The 16,987-nt window shown below is 64.0% G+C and carries 14 protein-coding genes; 6 read left to right on the forward strand and 8 right to left on the reverse strand.

What is annotated here, in order from left to right; translation table 11 throughout:
* Nucleotide 1: 1 nt before the first annotated feature.
* On the forward strand, nucleotides 2–1,399 hold the full coding sequence (locus LB543_RS10130) for an NAD(P)(+) transhydrogenase (Re/Si-specific) subunit beta (RefSeq protein WP_224590771.1): 1,398 nt from the start codon (nucleotides 2–4) through the stop codon (nucleotides 1,397–1,399).
* A 164-nt stretch (nucleotides 1,400–1,563) separates the two neighbouring features.
* Here the strand turns inward: LB543_RS10130 and gyrB are convergent, their stop codons facing one another.
* Together gyrB and LB543_RS10140 are read right to left on the reverse strand one after the other, a co-directional pair.
* Nucleotides 1,564–4,035, reverse strand: a complete 2,472-nt coding sequence (gyrB, locus tag LB543_RS10135; RefSeq protein ID WP_224613955.1) for a DNA topoisomerase (ATP-hydrolyzing) subunit B — start codon at nucleotides 4,033–4,035, stop codon at nucleotides 1,564–1,566.
* A 313-nt stretch (nucleotides 4,036–4,348) separates the two neighbouring features.
* On the reverse strand, nucleotides 4,349–4,918 hold the full coding sequence (locus LB543_RS10140; RefSeq protein ID WP_224613957.1) for an NADPH-dependent FMN reductase: 570 nt from the start codon (nucleotides 4,916–4,918) through the stop codon (nucleotides 4,349–4,351).
* Between the two features lie 211 nt (nucleotides 4,919–5,129).
* On the opposite strand from LB543_RS10140, the gene LB543_RS10145 reads away from it, so the two are divergent.
* Nucleotides 5,130–6,497: a cytochrome P450 gene (locus LB543_RS10145; RefSeq protein ID WP_140812031.1), complete on the forward strand. Its 1,368-nt coding sequence runs from the start codon at nucleotides 5,130–5,132 to the stop codon at nucleotides 6,495–6,497.
* 183 nt (nucleotides 6,498–6,680) lie between these two features.
* Here the strand turns inward: LB543_RS10145 and LB543_RS10150 are convergent, their stop codons facing one another.
* The 6 genes from LB543_RS10150 to LB543_RS10175 form a co-directional block, all read right to left on the reverse strand.
* Entirely contained in the window at nucleotides 6,681–7,658 is a 978-nt protein-coding gene (locus LB543_RS10150) for a complex I NDUFA9 subunit family protein (protein ID WP_140762797.1), read from the reverse strand.
* Between the two features lie 428 nt (nucleotides 7,659–8,086).
* Complete coding sequence (locus LB543_RS10155; RefSeq protein ID WP_224613958.1) at nucleotides 8,087–9,088, reverse strand: Ldh family oxidoreductase; 1,002 nt, start codon at nucleotides 9,086–9,088, stop codon at nucleotides 8,087–8,089.
* A 100-nt stretch (nucleotides 9,089–9,188) separates the two neighbouring features.
* Complete coding sequence (locus LB543_RS10160; RefSeq protein WP_224613960.1) at nucleotides 9,189–9,998, reverse strand: ABC transporter permease; 810 nt, start codon at nucleotides 9,996–9,998, stop codon at nucleotides 9,189–9,191.
* The gene (locus LB543_RS10165) at nucleotides 9,998–10,663 is read right to left on the reverse strand and encodes an ABC transporter permease (RefSeq protein WP_140506889.1); all 666 of its coding nucleotides are present in this window, start codon (nucleotides 10,661–10,663) and stop codon (nucleotides 9,998–10,000) included. Before LB543_RS10165 ends, LB543_RS10160 begins: the two co-directional genes overlap by 1 nt.
* Before the next feature lie 205 nt (nucleotides 10,664–10,868).
* The gene (locus tag LB543_RS10170; protein WP_224590763.1) at nucleotides 10,869–11,666 is read right to left on the reverse strand and encodes a transporter substrate-binding domain-containing protein; all 798 of its coding nucleotides are present in this window, start codon (nucleotides 11,664–11,666) and stop codon (nucleotides 10,869–10,871) included.
* Between the two features lie 56 nt (nucleotides 11,667–11,722).
* Nucleotides 11,723–12,538, reverse strand: a complete 816-nt coding sequence (locus tag LB543_RS10175; RefSeq protein WP_318012961.1) for an ABC transporter ATP-binding protein — start codon at nucleotides 12,536–12,538, stop codon at nucleotides 11,723–11,725.
* A 212-nt stretch (nucleotides 12,539–12,750) separates the two neighbouring features.
* Between LB543_RS10175 and LB543_RS10180 the strand changes: the two genes are divergently transcribed.
* The 4 genes from LB543_RS10180 (at nucleotide 12,751) to LB543_RS10195 (ending at nucleotide 16,872) form a co-directional block, all read left to right on the forward strand.
* Nucleotides 12,751–13,623 (forward strand): dimethylarginine dimethylaminohydrolase family protein, encoded by an 873-nt coding sequence (locus LB543_RS10180; protein ID WP_224590761.1) that lies wholly within the window; start codon nucleotides 12,751–12,753, stop codon nucleotides 13,621–13,623.
* Nucleotides 13,593–14,264, forward strand: a complete 672-nt coding sequence (locus LB543_RS10185; protein ID WP_224590759.1) for a TetR family transcriptional regulator C-terminal domain-containing protein — start codon at nucleotides 13,593–13,595, stop codon at nucleotides 14,262–14,264. Before LB543_RS10180 ends, LB543_RS10185 begins: the two co-directional genes overlap by 31 nt.
* Nucleotides 14,265–14,346: 82 nt before the next feature.
* Nucleotides 14,347–15,927: a 5-guanidino-2-oxopentanoate decarboxylase gene (locus LB543_RS10190; protein WP_224613961.1), complete on the forward strand. Its 1,581-nt coding sequence runs from the start codon at nucleotides 14,347–14,349 to the stop codon at nucleotides 15,925–15,927.
* 237 nt (nucleotides 15,928–16,164) lie between these two features.
* Entirely contained in the window at nucleotides 16,165–16,872 is a 708-nt protein-coding gene (locus tag LB543_RS10195; RefSeq protein ID WP_140762773.1) for an SDR family NAD(P)-dependent oxidoreductase, read from the forward strand.
* Nucleotides 16,873–16,987: the final 115 nt, after the last annotated feature.

Consider the following 16,987-nt stretch of genomic DNA (forward strand, 5'->3'; position numbering starts at 1 on the left):
CATGAACGCCAACTTCGCGTCCTTCCTCTATCTGGTGTCCGGCGTCCTGTTCATCATGGCGCTGCGCGGCCTGTCGCACCCGACGACCAGCCGCCAGGGCAATCTCTACGGCATGATCGGCATGGGCATCGCCATTGCCACCACGCTGGCGCTGGCAACCCCGTCCGCTGGCCGCTTCGGCCTGATCGTGCTTGGCCTCGCCATTGGCGGCGGCGTCGGCGCCGTCACCGCGCGCCGCATCGCCATGACCTCGATGCCGCAACTGGTCGCCGCGTTCCACAGCCTGGTCGGCCTCGCCGCCGTCATGGTGGCGGCCGCCGCCATCTACGCGCCCGAAAGCTTCGGCATCGGCACGGCCGGCGACATCCATGCCCAGGCCCTGATCGAGATGAGCCTTGGCGTCGCCATCGGCGCCATCACCTTCACCGGCTCGGTCATCGCCTTCCTGAAGCTCGACGGCCGCATGTCGGGCAAGCCGATCATGATCGGCGGCCGCCATTTCATCAACGCGGCGCTGGGCATCGCCCTGATCGTGCTGATCGTGCTTTTGGTCACCACCGAGGCCAAGCTGGTGTTCTGGCTGATCGTCGCCGCCTCGCTGGTGCTCGGCGTGCTCCTGATCATCCCGATCGGCGGCGCCGACATGCCGGTCGTCGTCTCGATGCTGAATTCTTACTCGGGCTGGGCAGCGGCCGCACTCGGCTTCACGCTCGGCAACCTGGCGCTGATCATCACCGGCGCGCTGGTCGGCTCGTCGGGCGCGATCCTGTCCTACATCATGTGCAAGGGCATGAACCGAAGCTTCATCTCGGTCATCCTCGGCGGTTTCGGCGGCGAAACGGCGGCGGCAGCCGATGATGGCATCGAACGCACCGTCAAGCAGGGTTCGGCCGACGACGCCGCCTACCTGATGATGAACGCGCAGAAGGTCATCATCGTGCCGGGTTACGGCATGGCGGTCGCCCAGGCGCAGCACGCGTTGCGCGAAATGGCCGACAAGCTCAAGGCCAATGGCGTCGACGTCAAATACGCCATCCACCCGGTCGCCGGCCGCATGCCCGGCCATATGAACGTGTTGCTCGCCGAAGCCAACGTGCCTTACGACGAAGTGTTCGAGCTTGAGGATATCAACTCGGAGTTTGCCCAGGCCGACGTCGCTTATGTCATCGGCGCCAACGACGTCACCAACCCCTCGGCCCGCGACGACAAGTCCTCACCCATCTACGGCATGCCGATCCTCGACGTCGACAAGGCGCGCACCTGCCTGTTCGTCAAGCGCTCGCTCGGTTCCGGCTATGCCGGCATCGACAACACGCTGTTCTACAAGGACGGCACCATGATGCTGCTCGGCGATGCCAAGAAGATGACCGAGGAAATCGTCAAGGCGATGGACCACTGATCCGGCCGATCTTGATCCCCGAATAGACAGAGCCCGGTCGATGCCGGGCTCTATGGTTCTGGCGTGATGCTGCCTTCAACCGTTGGTCGCCGTCGCGCCGCCTGCCCGGAAAACCGTTCCGCACTTTCCTGGAATTGCCTCGGCGCGCCAATTATGGTGGTCGGTCAAATATCCAGATTGGCGACCGATAGCGCGTTGTCCTGGATGAATTCGCGCCGTGGTTCCACCTCGTCCCCCATCAGGCGCGAGAACAAGCTGTCGGCATCGGTCGCGTCATTGACCTTGACCTGCAGCAGCGAACGCACATTCGGGTCGAGCGTGGTCTCCCAGAGCTGCTCGGCATTCATCTCGCCGAGCCCCTTGTAGCGTTGCATGGTCAGTCCCTTGCGCCCGGTCGCAAAGACCGCGTTAAGCAGCGCCAGCGGCCCCGAGACGGTTTCGGACACATCCTTGCGGCGCAGCACCGGCGGCGTCCCATAGACCTCGCTGAGGCGCTGTGCGTAGCGGTCGAGCTGGCGTGCGTCGGCGGAATTGATCAGCGCCATGTCGAGATGGGCGTATTCCTTGACGCTGCGCACGGTGCGTTCGAAGACATAGCCGCCGATACCCTCGTTCGAGGTCGACATGCGGCCGGTCCAGCCGCGCTCGGTGTCCTCGGCGATGATGTCGAGGCGTTGCGCGATCCGCTCGGCCATCGCGTTGGCGCGGCCAAGATCGGCGAAGACATCGGGATTGAGGCCGCCGGCGATCGCCGCCTGCTCGACGACGTCGCGGTTGTAGCGCGTGTGCAAGCCGTTGATGAGCTGGCGCACGGCAAGCGCATCGGCAACGGCGCCGTGCAGATCCTGTCCGGTCCGCACCTCCCCTGAGCCAAGCGTAAGCGACGCTTCCTCCAACCCTGAATCGATCAGGAATTCCTCGAAGGCGCTCTCATTCTTGATGTATTGCGAGCTCTTGCCGCGTGTCACCTTATAGAGCGGCGGCTGGGCGATGTAGAGATGGCCGCGCTCGATCAGCTCCGGCATCTGCCGGAAGAAGAAGGTGAGCAGCAAGGTCCTGATATGGGCACCGTCGACGTCGGCGTCGGTCATCAGGATGATCTTGTGGTAACGCAGCTTGTCGGCGTTGAATTCGTCCTTGCCGATCGAGGTGCCGAGCGCGGTGATCAGTGTGCCGATCATGTCGGAACTGAGCATGCGGTCGAAGCGGGCCCGCTCGACATTGAGGATCTTGCCGCGCAGCGGAAGGATCGCCTGGTTCTGGCGCGAACGGCCGCCCTTGGCGGAGCCACCGGCCGAGTCACCCTCGACGATGAAGATTTCGGACTTCGCCGGGTCACGTTCCTGGCAGTCGGCCAGCTTGCCGGGCAACGAGGTGACGCCGAGCGAGGTCTTGCGGGTGATGTCGCGTGCCTTGCGCGCGGCCTCGCGCGCCGCAGCGGCCTGGATCACCTTGTCGACGACCACCTTGCCCTCGGTCGGATGCTCTTCGAGCCACGTGCCGAGCGCTTCGTTGACCAGCCCTTCGACCACGGGACGGACTTCCGACGAGACCAGCTTGTCCTTGGTCTGCGACGAGAATTTCGGATCGGGAACCTTGACCGACAGCACCGCTGTCAGGCCCTCGCGGCAATCGTCGCCGATCAGCGAGACCTTTTCCTTCTTGGTCAGGCCCGAGGATTCGCCGTAGCCGGTGATCTGGCGGGTCAGCGCGCCGCGAAAACCAGCCAGATGGGTGCCGCCATCGCGCTGCGGGATGTTGTTGGTGAAAGCCAGCACATTCTCGTGGTAGCTGTCGTTCCACCACATCGCCACTTCGACGGTGATGCCGTCGCGTTCGGCCCTGATGGCGATCGGCTTGTCGATCAGCGGTTTCTTGACGCGGTCCAGATATTTGACGAACTCTTCCAGGCCCCCGTCATAATGCAGTTCATGCCTCACGACGTCGGCATGACGGGCATCCGTCAGCACGATGCGCACGCCGGAGTTCAGGAAGGCGAGTTCGCGCAGCCGGTGCTCCAGCGTGCCGAAGTCGAACTCCACCATGGTAAAGGTCTCGGCGGATGGAAAGAAGGTGATCTCGCTGCCGCTGCGACCCTCATTGGTGCCCGGGCGCTTGTCCTGCTCATAGCTGCCGGTCGCCTTCAGCGGCGCGTCGGCATCGCCGTGGGTAAAGCCCATTTCGAAGATCTGGCCGTTGCGGCGGATCTTGAGCTTCAACCAGGCCGACAGCGCGTTGACCACCGAGACGCCGACGCCATGCAGACCGCCAGACACCTTGTAGGAGTTCTGGTCGAACTTTCCGCCTGCGTGCAACTGCGTCATGATCACTTCGGCCGCCGATATGCCCTCGCTGGGGTGAATGTCGGTCGGAATGCCACGGCCATTGTCGATAACCGTCACCGAGCCATCGGGATTGAGCGTCACCGAAACCAGGTCGGCATGGCCCGCCAGCGCCTCATCGATGGCGTTGTCGACCACCTCGTAGACCATATGATGCAGGCCCGAGCCGTCATCGGTGTCGCCGATATACATGCCCGGCCGCTTGCGGACAGCATCCAACCCCTTCAAAACCTTGATGGAATCGGCGCCGTATTCGGCTTCAGCGCCGTTGGCATTCTCGGTCTGGTCGCTCATGAAAACCTGTTGTCTAGATGCCGCTATTATAGCGCGAAAAATCGGCCCCGAATCGCGCTTCTGATATCGATTAGATATAGGCGCTAAAGGCGGTTTTTCCAAGGTTTGCAGGCATTTCCCGGGAGATTGAGCCGGCTGTCCACATAGGGCTCTCGCCGCGCTCTATTCGCCTTGGGCCACGCGGTCCCTGAGAGACTTGATCACCAACTTTAGCCGCAGCGACAGCCCGCCCGCTCCGGTCAAGTTCCAGCGTCATGTCGAGCGCCTGGGAAAGCACCGCCGGCGCGAGCAAGCCGGGTTGAGAGCGGCTCTTTCAGGCTGCGCGCATTGGCTTCAACGCCTCGCTCCAGCGCAACAGTTCGTCCAGCATGGTCTTGGTCCCGCCCCGCACTTGCTCGCTGGCATCGAAGGCGCCATTCTCGTCGAGCAGTTTCTGGTACAACGGCAGCGCGACGCCTTCCGGAATCGGCATGATCCCGACCGAGGTCAGCAGCGGCTTCAGCGCCTGCGCCGCGCGCAGGCCGCCGGAGACACCGCCATAGCTGAAGATGGCGGCGGGCTTGTATTTCCATTCGCGGGCGAGATAGTCGATCGCGTTGACGATCGCGGGCGCCACGAAATAATTGTATTCCGGCGCCACGAAGACAAAGGCGTCTGCGGCGTCGACCGCCTTCGACCAGGCCTTGGTGTGGTCGTTCTGATAGTTGCCGAACCTTGGATGGTGCGGCTCGTCCAGAACCGGCAGGCCGAACGCGGCGATGTCGGTCAGCACCGGCTCGAATTTTCCATGCTCGCGCACGAACGTCTCCAGCCACTCGGCAAAAACCGGGCCGGCGCGGCCGGGCCGTGTGCTGCCGATGATGATGTTCAACTGCTGCTTCAAGACAGGCTCCTTTGTCGGGCGGTATCCGTTGGTGACTGTCACTACGGCAGAGCGTTCCAGCGGACAAGGTCGGAGCCCTGACGGAACGGTCACGATCGGATGAACGGACTGCATGCCCTGGCGTTCCTTCCGCCATGGTCCGCCCTGCCGTTCGGCCACATGGACGCCCGCTGTGCCAGCCACTACATTGATGGGAATAGCGGAGCACTTCATGGATACTCAGCCCGCCCCCTTTGTTCCTCCCGCTCCGAAGCCGCGCACATCGCCGCCTTCGACGCTGGAGATGATCCGCATCGTCTATCGCAATCCGCTCGAACTCTGGGGCGAGCCCACCTACAACGAACCCTGGATTTCGGCCAAGGGGGCCGGCGGACCGCTGGTCATCGCCAATGATCCCGGCCTAATTCGCCATGTGCTGGTCGACAACGCCAAGAACTACAAGATGGCGACGGTGCGCCAGAAGATCCTGCGGCCGATCCTGCGTGATGGCCTGCTGACCGCCGAGGGCGAGGTGTGGAAGCGGTCGCGCAAGGCGATGGCGCCGGTGTTCACGCCGCGCCACATTTTCGGCTTCGCACAGCCAATGCTGAAGCGGACGCTGGAGTTCGTGACCCGTTACGAGGCGGGCGGCACGTCCGATATCGCCCATGACATGACGCTGCTCACCTACGACATCCTGGCCGAGACGCTGTTTTCCGGCGAGATCGCAGGCGAGCCGGGCAGTTTCGAAAACGAGATCGACCGCCTGTTCGAGACCATGGGCCGCGTCGATCCGCTCGACCTGTTGCGCGCGCCCGACTGGCTGCCGCGGCTGACCCGCATCCGCGGCCGCAAGACGATGGCCTATTTCCGCAAGATCGTGACCGACACGGTCAAGATGCGCGAAGAGAAGTTCAGGCGCCACCCCGACGCCGTGCCCCAGGATTTCCTGACGCTGCTGCTCGAGGCCGAAGGCCCCGACGGACTGACGCGCCCGGAAGTCGAGGACAACATCATCACCTTCATCGGCGCCGGCCACGAGACCACGGCGCGCGCGCTCGGCTGGACACTTTATTGCCTGGCCGAATCGCCCTGGGAGCGCGACCGCGTCGAACAGGAGATCGACCAGGTGCTGGCGCGCGAGCCCGATCCGACGAAGTGGCTCGACGCCATGCCGCTGACACGCGCCGCCTTCGACGAGGCGCTTCGGCTCTACCCGCCGGCGCCGTCGATCAATCGCGAGCCGATCGTGCCGGAAATGTGGAAGGATCTCTATATCCCCAAACACGCGGCCGTGCTGGTGATGCCGTGGGTCGTCCACCGCCACAGGAAGCTGTGGGATCGGCCCGACGCCTTCCTGCCCGAACGCTTCCACCCGGGAAACCGTGAAAAGATCGACCGTTTCCAGTATCTGCCCTTCGGCGCGGGTCCGCGTGTTTGCATTGGCGCCAGCTTCGCCATGCAGGAGGCGATCATCGCGCTCGCCATCCTTTTGTCACGCTTCCGCTTCGATGCGACCGCTGAAACAAAACCCTGGCCGGTGCAGAAATTGACCACGCAGCCGCAAGGCGGTCTGCCTATGCGGATCACGCCTCGCTAGGCATGCCGATATTCACGTGATGCCGGCCTGCGAACGACGGCTTCCTGTGCTTCCCCGTTCTACTGCGTCGCAGTAGAACTGTGCTCACGTACTTTAAGTACGCTCCGCTCCGGTTCTCGGAAGCCACCGTTCTCGACTCGGCCTGACCTGAATCTCAGCACGCCTTGCGGCTGTTGCGCCCGCTCACACCGCGGGCTTGCGCTGCTGGAACTGGCCGGCGGCGCGGAAGCGCCAGAGGTAGCTGGGCAGGATCGTCGCGATCGATTGCGGCTGAATGCCGAGCCCCGCCAGTGTCCGGTTGGCCTTGGCGGCTTCGTCCGAAACGATGTTGTGCTCACGCAGCAGCATCACCTGGTCCTTGGTCAGCATCGGGTTGGGCAGCAGGCCGAGGATCGAGGCCTGGATGTTGGCCACCCACCACGGCACCGGCACCAGCAGGCGCTTGCGCTCGACCACGGTGAGCATTTCCTGCATGCACTCCTTGAAGCTGAGCACGTTGGGGCCGCCAAGCTCGTAGACCTGGCCGCCATCGACCTTATCGTCGACCGAACGCGCAACAGCTTCAGCAACGTCGCCGACATAGACCGGCTGGAACTTGGTCTGGCCGCCGCCGATCAGCGGCAGCACCGGCGAATAACGCGCCATGTTGGCGAAGCGGTTGAAGAACGCGTCCTCCGGCCCGAAATTGATCGATGGCCGGAAAATGACGGCGTCCGCGATCGTCTCCAGAACGGCCTTCTCGCCCAGCGCCTTGGTGCGCGCATAATCCGATTTGGAGTCCAGATCGGCGCCGAGCGCCGAAATATGGGTGAGGCCGGCACCGACCGCGCGCGCGGCCTCGGCGATGGCGCGAGCACCGAATTCGTGCACGGCGGAGAATTTCTGCCTGCCGCTCTCATGCAGCACGGCGACGAGATTGACGACGTGGTCGGCGCCCTGCACGGCGCGGTCGACCGACCAGCGTACGCGCACATTGGCCTGCACCGGCTGGATCTGACCGACATTGCCGAGCGGCTGCAAATGGCCGGCAAGATCGGGCCGCCGGCAGGCGACCCGGATGCGATAGCCGCGCTTGGCAAGCGCCCGCACGACATGACGGCCGACAAAGCCTGACCCGCCAAAGACGACGACGAGCTTTGGGGTCTGCAGGATTTCGGTCATGGTGGGCTCCGGCGCGCGTTGCAGATGGCTTGGCTGAGCCGTTTCATAGTCCGTTTTGCGCCAAAGGCAAAGGGTGACGCGTCGTCGCCTCATCCTTGTTTTTTGAGCAATTCCAGGAAAAGTGTGAAGCGGTTTTTCACGAAAAGCGCATGGCGCTTTCATCATTGTTTGGTGTCATGAACGACAAACGCAGAAAACCCCGCCGAAGCGGGGTTTTCCGGGTGAAGTTCATGTCGAAACCAGGGTCCGATGAGGCGGCCTGACCTGAGACGGTATCAGCATGGCGTGAAGCAAGTACGCCCGCCCCAGCCCTGAACGCATCCGACAGAAGACACCGACCGGGCAAACCCGACCCGGACAGCCATTGGTCGTCGGGACGCGCGGGAAGGTTCACCGACGCGCGGAAAATTTCGTCAATCTTCAGCTCTTCAGGCCGAATAGCGCTCGGCGAATTCGGAGATGCGCTGGATCACCGCCTTGGGCGCGGTGATGCCGCGCGCCTGCGCCTTCTCGACCGCTTCGGCCCGGGCGCGGCCGGGCACATGCACGCCATAGCGCCGGCGCAGCCGGTCGAGCTGGTCTTTCATACGCTGCTCGAAATCCGGATCGAGCAGCTTGGGCTCGACCGCGAGCACGAACAGGCCGGTTCCCGGACTGTCGGGACCGCCGCTGAACCACGGCGCGTCGAGCGACCAGTTGGCGCCCGACAGGCCGGCCGCCAGCACTTCGACCATCAGCGCGATGTTGGCGCCGCGCTGGCCGCCAAAGGCAAGCATGGCGCCCTTCATGGCGGCGGCCGGGTCGGTTGTCGAATTGCCGCTCGCGTCCAGCGCCCAGCCTTCGGGGATTTTCTTGCCGTCTTCCGCGGCCTTGCGGATGTTGACGAAGGCGGTCGCGCTCGACGACTGGTCGATGACCAGCGGCGGGCCATCGGCGGCGGGCGCGGCGAACGACATCGGATTGGTGCAATAGACCGGCTTGACTGAGCCCGAACCGGCCAGGACGGCCGGACCGTTGGTGGCGGCGAAGGACACCAGCCCCTGCGCGGCCAGCCGGCCGGTGAAGTAGCCGAGCGCCCCGCACGTATAGGCGTTCCTCTGCGAGAAGATGGCGACGCCGAACAGTTTTGCCGCCTTGGCAAGGTCGTCGATGGTGCGGTCGAAGCCGGTATGCGCCAGCCCGCCGCGTGCATCCGAGAGATAGATGGCCAGCGCCGGCCGCGTAATCACCGGATCGGCATTGCCGTCGATGCGCCCGGCCTCGAGCGCTTCGAGGTAATCGATGAAATGCGACAGCCCGACGGTGGCAAGTCCCTCCGCCTCGGCCGCGATGATCGAGGCGGTGAGCGATTGCGCCGCTTCCTCATTGGCGCCTGCGCCAAGTGCCGCCATCCGGCACAGTCCTGTTGCCTGGTCGAGAGTGAGTTGCATTGTGCATGCCTTCAGTGTGTGGTCGTTAGTGAGCAGTGAGTAGCGAGTAGTGAAAGGGCTGGCCAGCCGGTCACCACTCGCTACTCACTGCTCACTGAACTTACCCGATCTTGACCGGGATCCGCGCCTCGATCCGGCTGAAGGCGAAGACCAGAATGCCGGTGATCGCCATATAGATCAACGCCAGGAGCAGCAAGGGCTCGTAGGTGAGGTAGGTGTCCTGCCGCACCTTGGACGAGACGGCGAAGATGTCGATGACGCTGATGGTCGCCACCAGCGGCGTCGATTTCAGCTGCAGCACGGTCTCGCCGGTCAGTGTCGGCAGCGCCCGGTAGAAGGCCTGCGGCAGCCAGATGCGGCGGAAGATCTTCCAGCGGCTCATGCCGAAGGCGCGGGCGGCTTCCAACTGCCCCTTGGGCACGCCGGCGAAGGCGCCGCGCATCACTTCGCCCTCGTAACCGGCGAAGGACAAGGTCAGCGCCAGTACGCCGTATGGCCACGCCTGCCTGAGATAGGACCACATCCACGATTCGCGAATCCACGGATATTGCGGGAACAGCGAACCCAGACCGTAATAGAGCAGCCATAGCTGCAGCAGCAGCGGCGTGCCGCGGATGATGGTGCAGAAGACTTTCGCCGGCGCCGCGACCCATATCGAGCCGGCCGCCTGCGCCAGCCCGACCGGCACGGCGATCGTGAAGCCGAGCGCGCAGGTGACGGCCAGGATCCACAGGGCACGCCAGATGCCCATCAGGCCCATTTCCCAATATTGCGGCAGCCAGTCCCAGCGCATGAAGTAGGCGGCCGACGCCACCAGCCCCAGCGCGATGAGGATCAGCACGATGCGATGTGGCTGCAGCCAGAGCGAAGCGCGCGCCGCCGTGTCGATGACGGCTGTTTCGCTGGTCATCAGCGTGCCTCCTTGATGGAAGGCATGCCGCGCCGCGCCCATTTCTCGGCTCGGCCAAGCAGGAAGTTCGAAACCAGCGTCACGCAGAGATAGAGCACGCCGGCGGCGAGGAAGAAAACCAGATAGGCCTTGGTGACGCCTGCCGCCTGTCGTGTCGCCAGCGTCAGTTCGAAGAAGCCGACGACGGCCAGCAGCGCGGTGTCCTTGGTGGCGATCAGCCACAGATTGGCGAGACCCGGAATGGCGAAAGGCAGCATCGCCGGCAGAGTGATACGCCGCAACAGAAGGCCGGGAGACATGCCGAAGGCGCGGGCGGCTTCGATCTGGCCCTGCGGAATGGCGAGGATCGCGCCGCGGATGACTTCCGTCGAATAGGCGCCCTGGACGAAGCCGAGCACGGCAATGCCGGCCACCAGCCCGCTTATGTCGACACGCTGGTAACCCATCGCGGCCAGCACCTGGTTTATCAGGTCGGTGCCTGCATAGTAGAGCAGCAGGATCAGCACCAGTTCCGGCACGGCGCGCACCACCGTGGTGTAGACCGCGAAGAGGTCGCGCACCACGGGCCCGCCGTAAAGCTTGCCATAGGCACCCCAGGTTCCAATCAGCAAACCGACTATGGTGGCGCCGACGGCGATCTCGAGCGAATGCAAGAGCCCGAGCAAAAGCGTCCCGCCCCAGCCGACGGGCGCCGGCGAGAGAAGTTCGACGATGCCGGCCGCGGAGGCCGGGAGAAAGGATTCGATCAGCGTCGCCCCCGGATTGCTGGCTCGATCCGCCGGCACAAGCGGCCGGCGGCAAGCATGCGTGGACAGGCTGGCTGGAGGAGGGGGGCGTCAGCGCCCTGTCCTCCAGCCCATGCGAGGGTCGTCAGTTCGACTGCGGGGCGCCGCCATAAATGTCGAAATCGAAGTATTTCTTCGAGATCTCGTCATATTTGCCGTTGGCGCGGATCGCCTTGATGCCGGCGTTGATCTTCTCTTTCAGATCGGTGTCTTCCTTGCGCACGCCGGCGCCGACGCCCGGTCCGAGCACTTCGTCGTCAGGGGCCACCATGCCCTTGAGATCGCAGCAGGCCTTGCCCTGGTCGGTCTTGAGGAACTCCTTGAGCGCGATGGAATCGGCCTGCACCGCGTCGAGACGGCCGGCGGCGAGGTCGTTGTTGGCTTCGTCCTGCGTCTGGTATTCCTTGATTTCGGAAGCTGTGCTGCCAAAATGCTTCTTGGCGTAGACGGCATGCACGGTCGATACCTGGACGCCGAGCACCTTGCCCTTGAGATCGTCAGGCGTGGCGCCGAACTTCTGGTCCTTCGGGCCGATGATCGCGGTCGGCGTGTTGTAGTACTTGTCGGAGAAGTCGATGGTCTTCTTGCGTTCGTTGGTGATCGACATCGACGAGACGATAAGGTCGATCTTCTTGGTCGTCAGCGCCGGGATGATGCCGTCCCAGGCGACAGGGGTGATGACGCAGTCGAGCTTTTCCTCGGCGCACACGGCGTCGATGAAGTCGATCTCCCAGCCGACCCATTTGCCCGAAGCATCTGGCGAGGTGAACGGCGCGTAGGGTTCGGCGGCGACACCGATCTTGACCGGATCGGCCTTGGCCACGCCCATGGCGGCGACGCCGAGCAGCAGCGCCGCGGCGAATGTCTTCAGAACAGTCTTCATTTTCAGAACTCCCAGTTTGTTGTTGGTTCCCGTTTTTCTTCCGTCCCGGCCGTTCCCTAGCCGATGTTGCGGATGAACTGCTTGAGCCTTTCGGATTTGGGCGCGCCGAAGATCTCCTCCGGCGGGCCTTCCTCCTCGACCAGCCCGTTGTAGAGGTAGACGACGTGGGTCGCGACCTCGCGGGCGAATTTCATTTCGTGGGTGACCAGCACCATGGTGCGGCCTTCGCGTGCCAGATCGCCGATCACCTTCAGCACTTCGCCGACCAGTTCGGGATCGAGGGCCGAGGTCGGTTCGTCGAACAGCATGACGCGTGGATTGATGGCCAAGGCGCGAGCGATCGCGGCGCGCTGCTGCTGGCCACCGGAGAGATAGGCCGGATAGACATCGCGTTTCTCGGCAAGCCCGACGCGCGCCAGCAGCTTTTCGGCCTGGGCGATCGCCTGGTCGCGCTTGACGCCCAGCACGTGCACGGGAACCTCGATGACGTTTTCGATCAGCGTCATGTGGCTCCACAGATTGAAGTTCTGGAACACCATGCCGAGCTTGGAGCGGATGCGTTCGATCTGCCTGCGATCGGCCGGAATGGTGTGGCCGTGGCTGTCCGCCTTGAGCTTGATCTCCTCGCCATTGACCCGGATGATGCCGCTGGTCGGGTTTTCCAGGCAGTTGATGCAGCGCAGCAGCGTCGATTTGCCCGAGCCCGAGCCGCCGATGATGGCGATGACCTCGCCGTCACGCGCCGACAGCGACACGCCCTTCAACACATGCAGCTGACCGAATTTCTTGTGCAGGTTCTCGACATGGATGGCTTCTGCGGCGCCGTCCCGCGCCCCGCCGGATGGGACCTTGGCAGCTGCCACAGCGCTCACCAAATGACCCCCATATGGCCGTCGGCAGGTCGTCGAACGTCTATCCGGCTAATCAACATACGCTGTACTGCCCGCTCCAGACTTCAAGCATGGACCCAGCAGAGCGAGCCCGTCAATCCCGCTCATTACGGCACTTGCGGGCTTGTTGTGCAAGTGTATAAATAACCTCTCATGAAATTTTCTGGATTTTTTTCAGCTTAAAAAGGGCATCGATGAGCGCTTTCGGATCACAGTCCATGGCGGCGCCGCTGCGGCGCGTGCTGATGCGGTCGGCGGCCAACGCCATGCGTGACGCCGACCGGGCCGCCTGGCACTATGGCTCGGGATTCAACCCGGCGAAAGCAGCCTCGCAGCACGCGGTCCTTGCTGAACTGGTTGCCGCTTCCGGCGCCGAGATCGAATGGATCGAGGACAAGGCCGACGGACTTTCGGATTCGGTGTTCACGCACGACCCCTCGCTGATGACCGACCGCGGCGCGCTGATCCTGTCCATGGGTAAGCCGTTGCGCGCCAGCGAGCCTTCGCTGCATGAGGAAACCTACAGAAGACTGGGCATTCCGATCCTTGGCCGCGTCGAGGCTCCCGGCCAGGTCGAAGGTGGTGACTGTGTATGGGTGGATGCCCGCACGCTGGCGATCGGGCGCGGTGTCCGCTCCAACCAGGACGGCATCCAGCAGGTCTCCAATCTGCTGACGCCGCTGGGCATCTCCGTCTACGGCTTTGATCTGCCGCTGTGGCAGGGCGAAGAGGCGTGCCTGCATCTGATGTCTGTGATCAGCCCGCTGGCCGACGACCTGGCGCTGGTCTATTCGCCGCTTTTACCGGCGCCGTTCTATCAGACGCTGAAGGCGCGCGGCATCCGGCTGGTCGAAGGCGACGCCGAAGAATTCGCGGCTTCCAACGGCCTCAGCTTGAACGTGTTGCCGACCAGCCCGCTCAACGTCATTGCCGTCGCGGGCTTTCCCAGGACCAAGGCCGCCATGGAAGCCGCCGGCTGCACGGTCGAAATCTTCGAGGCGGATGCGCTCTGCATCGCCTGCGAAGGCGGGCCGACATGTCTGACGCGACCGATCCTGCGCCAATGAATGCGCGCCGTAAGTTCCGTCGCGAGGGCGAGGAGCGGCGGCGGCAGGATCTGATCGAAGCGACTCTGGACAGTGTGGCGGAACATGGCCTGCAAGGCGCTAGCCTGCGCACCATAGCATTGCGTGCCGGCGTCACCGCCGGGCTGATCCGGCACTATTTCCCGGGCAAGGAAGAATTGCTGCAGGAAGCCTATACGGCGCTAGTCGGCCGCATGACCGAGCAGGCGAAGGCGGCATTGGTCATGGATGATGCCTCGCCGCGCCAACGCCTCGCGGCCTTCGTCACCGCCAATCTCAACGCGCCGATCATCGACGCGCGGGTTTTTTCGCTCTGGGCAACCTTCATCGGCCGCGCCAGTGCGGATCCTGCCCTGGCCCGTGCCCACCGCGAAGGCTACCTTGGCTTTCGCAACGAGGTGGAAGCGGTTGTGGCCGAAGTGCTCGCCGCCGAGCAGCACAAGCCGGACGCAAACGAGCTGCGCCACCATGCCATCGCGATCAATGCGATCATCGACGGGCTCTGGATCGAAGGCTGCCTGGCCGGCGAGATGTTCTCGCCCGGCGAACTGGCGGCGATTGGCATCAAGGCTGTCGAGGCCGAGCTCGGCCTCGCGCCGCTGGAGCAATTCCAGGAAAAATGAGAAGCGGTTTTCCCGGGAATAGCGCGTTGCGCTTTCCCTTGGGAATTGCGTAAGCAACAAAGAGACAGAGGGGAGAAAACCAATGACCACCATCGGCGAAGCGTTGATTTCGCTACTCGAGGCCCATGGCGTCGACACCGTCTTCGGCATCCCCGGCGTCCACACGGTCGAGCTCTATCGCGGCCTGGCGAGGTCGAAGATCCGCCATGTCACGCCGCGCCACGAACAGGGCGCCGGCTTCATGGCCGATGGCTATGCCCGCGCCAGCGGCAGGCCGGGCGTCGCCTTCGTCATCACCGGGCCGGGGCTGACCAACACCATCACCGCCATGGGCCAGGCGCGCGCCGATTCGGTGCCGATGCTGGTGATTTCCGGCGTCAATGCCACCGATACGCTCGGCAAGGGGCTCGGCTTCCTGCATGAATTGCCCGATCAGCGCGGCATGATGGAGAAGGTGGCGCTGTCGTCGGAGCGCATCACCGAGGCTGCAGAACTGCCGGGCGCGCTCGCCCGAGCCTTCGCGTTGTTTTCGTCCGCGCGTCCAGGACCGGTGCACATCGAAATTCCGACCGACGTCATGGTGAAGCCCGCCGACGGTCTTGCGGCTGCGCTGAGCAATGCCGCCCCGCCTGCTCCGGAAGCCAGGGCAATTGCCGAGGCGGCAAAGCTAATCAAGGTAGCGCGCCGTCCGTTGATCCTTGCCGGTGGCGGCGCCAGAAAGGCGGAAGCCCCGCTGCGGAGCCTCGCCGAAAGGCTGGACGCGCCGGTCGTCGAGACGACCAATGCGCGCGGTTTGCTGCACCGCCATCCGCTCTGCGTACCGGCAAGTCCGAGCCTGAAGGCGGTCCGCGCGCTGATGGCCGAGGCCGATCTGGTGATCGCCGCCGGCACCGAATTCGGCCCGACCGACTATGACGGCTATGGCGACGGCGGCTTCGTGCTGCCTTCGAACCTGATCCGTATCGACATCGGCGCCGACCAGCTTGCGCGGCGCCCGGTGACGGTCGCCATCCAGGCCGATTGCGCCGACGCGATCGAGGCCCTGCTTGCGGCGATCGATCCTGGCTACAGCGCCGGAGAAGACGGCCATGGCCGCGCCGCGGCGGGGCGAAAGGCCGCCTTTGCCGAGTTGAGCCCGGCCTATGCGGCGCAGGTGCGTGCCGTGGAAATGATCCGCGATGCCTTGCCCGGCGCCATCATCGTCGGCGACTCGACCCAGCCGATTTACGCCGCCAACCTCTACTACGACCACGACCGGGCTGGCGGCTGGTTCAATGCGGCGACCGGCTTCGGCGCGCTGGGCTATGGTCCTCCGGCGGCGATCGGCGCGGCACTCGCCATGCCCGATGCACCGGTTGTCTGCCTGACCGGCGACGGCGGCTTCCAGTTCACCTTGCCGGAGATAGCCGTAGCGCTGGATTCCGAGGCGCCCGTAATCTTCGTCGTCTGGAACAACAGGGGCTATCGCGAGATCGAGACCTCGATGCTCGATGTCGGCGTGGAACCTGTCGGCGTGTCGCCGGCGCCGCCGGATTTCTGCAAGCTGGCCGAAGCCTATGGCATTGGCGCCGAAAGGCTGGCCGACATCGGCGCCCTGCCACAGGCGCTGAAGCACGCCCGGGCAACAGGGCTGCCGCGTGTCATCGAAATCACGGTCGTTTGAACCATCCAGGTCAGCCTTGGTCCTTCGTCCGGAAGCGGACCATTCGCCGGCTTGGTTTTTGCAAGACATGAGCCGCTTCCGGGCGGCTTCGCTATTCGACGGCGTCCTGACGCATGCAAAGACGTGACGGCTGCCATGTCGAGATATCGGTTGAGTGATCGACTGAAAGGCGCGACGCTTCGCGTCGGCGCGGCAAATCAACGACAAAAGTCATAAAAATGACAGGAACGGTCCAGGATGACGGAAACACTTGAAGGCAGGCATATCGTTGTGACCGGTGGAACCGGCGCGCTCGGTGGGGCGGTGGTCGGCAGACTGCTGGAGCAGGGCGCGATCTGCCATGTGCCGAACGCGCACGCCGCGGCACCTTCACACTTTCCCTTCACCACGCACGATAATGTCAAACTGGCGCACAATGTCGACCTGTCGGACTCCGCCAAGGTCGAAGCCTTCTATTCTCTGGTTCCTGCCTTGTGGGGATCGATCCATCTGGCGGGCGGCTTTGCCATGGCGCCGGTGGAAAAGATCGAATCGGCGTCCTTTGCCGAGATGATGGATACCAACGCCCGCACCGCCTTCCTGTGCAGCCGCGCGGCTATCCGCTCGATGCTGGCGTCGGGCTCTGCCGGCCGCATCGTCAATGTCACCGCGCGCGCCGGGCTCGACCCCAGGCGCGGCGCCGGGATGGTCGCCTACACCGCCAGCAAGGCGGCGGTGGCCGCCATGACAGTGGCAATGGCGGAAGAGCTCAAGGCCAACGGCATCCTGGTCAATGCCGTGGCCCCCTCGACGCTCGACACGCCGGCCAACCGCGCCGATATGCCGGATGCCGATTTCACCAAATGGGTCAGCCTCGAAGCGGCGGCCGAGGCCATCGCCTATCTCGCCTCGCCCACCAACCGGGCAATGAGCGGAACGCTGGTGCCGCTCTACGGAAGGGCCTGAGCTTCAAGAGCATTCACCAAAGAAAAACCCCGCCGGAGTGAACTGACCCCGTAAAGTTGGACGGTTCATTGATCTGGTAGATTTAAGGGCTGGGTCCTGTATTGCACAGGGGCCA

This window comes from Mesorhizobium sp. ESP7-2 (genome assembly GCF_020164715.1).
Lineage (GTDB): Bacteria > Pseudomonadota > Alphaproteobacteria > Rhizobiales > Rhizobiaceae > Mesorhizobium.

Excerpts from the sequence above, each read along its gene's own strand:
- LB543_RS10160 (WP_224613960.1), bottom strand. The coding sequence starts at position 9,998 with ATGACCAGCGAAACAGCCGTCATCGACACGGCGGCGCGCGCTTCGCTC.
- LB543_RS10130 (WP_224590771.1), top strand. The coding sequence starts at position 2 with ATGAACGCCAACTTCGCGTCCTTCCTCTATCTGGTGTCCGGCGTCCTG.
- LB543_RS10195 (WP_140762773.1), top strand. The coding sequence starts at position 16,165 with ATGACGGAAACACTTGAAGGCAGGCATATCGTTGTGACCGGTGGAACC.
- LB543_RS10190 (WP_224613961.1), top strand. The coding sequence starts at position 14,347 with ATGACCACCATCGGCGAAGCGTTGATTTCGCTACTCGAGGCCCATGGC.
- LB543_RS10145 (WP_140812031.1), top strand. The coding sequence starts at position 5,130 with ATGGATACTCAGCCCGCCCCCTTTGTTCCTCCCGCTCCGAAGCCGCGC.
- gyrB (WP_224613955.1), bottom strand. The coding sequence starts at position 4,035 with ATGAGCGACCAGACCGAGAATGCCAACGGCGCTGAAGCCGAATACGGC.
- LB543_RS10150 (WP_140762797.1), bottom strand. The coding sequence starts at position 7,658 with ATGACCGAAATCCTGCAGACCCCAAAGCTCGTCGTCGTCTTTGGCGGG.
- LB543_RS10185 (WP_224590759.1), top strand. The coding sequence starts at position 13,593 with ATGTCTGACGCGACCGATCCTGCGCCAATGAATGCGCGCCGTAAGTTC.
- LB543_RS10180 (WP_224590761.1), top strand. The coding sequence starts at position 12,751 with ATGAGCGCTTTCGGATCACAGTCCATGGCGGCGCCGCTGCGGCGCGTG.
- LB543_RS10155 (WP_224613958.1), bottom strand. The coding sequence starts at position 9,088 with ATGCAACTCACTCTCGACCAGGCAACAGGACTGTGCCGGATGGCGGCA.
- LB543_RS10170 (WP_224590763.1), bottom strand. The coding sequence starts at position 11,666 with ATGAAGACTGTTCTGAAGACATTCGCCGCGGCGCTGCTGCTCGGCGTC.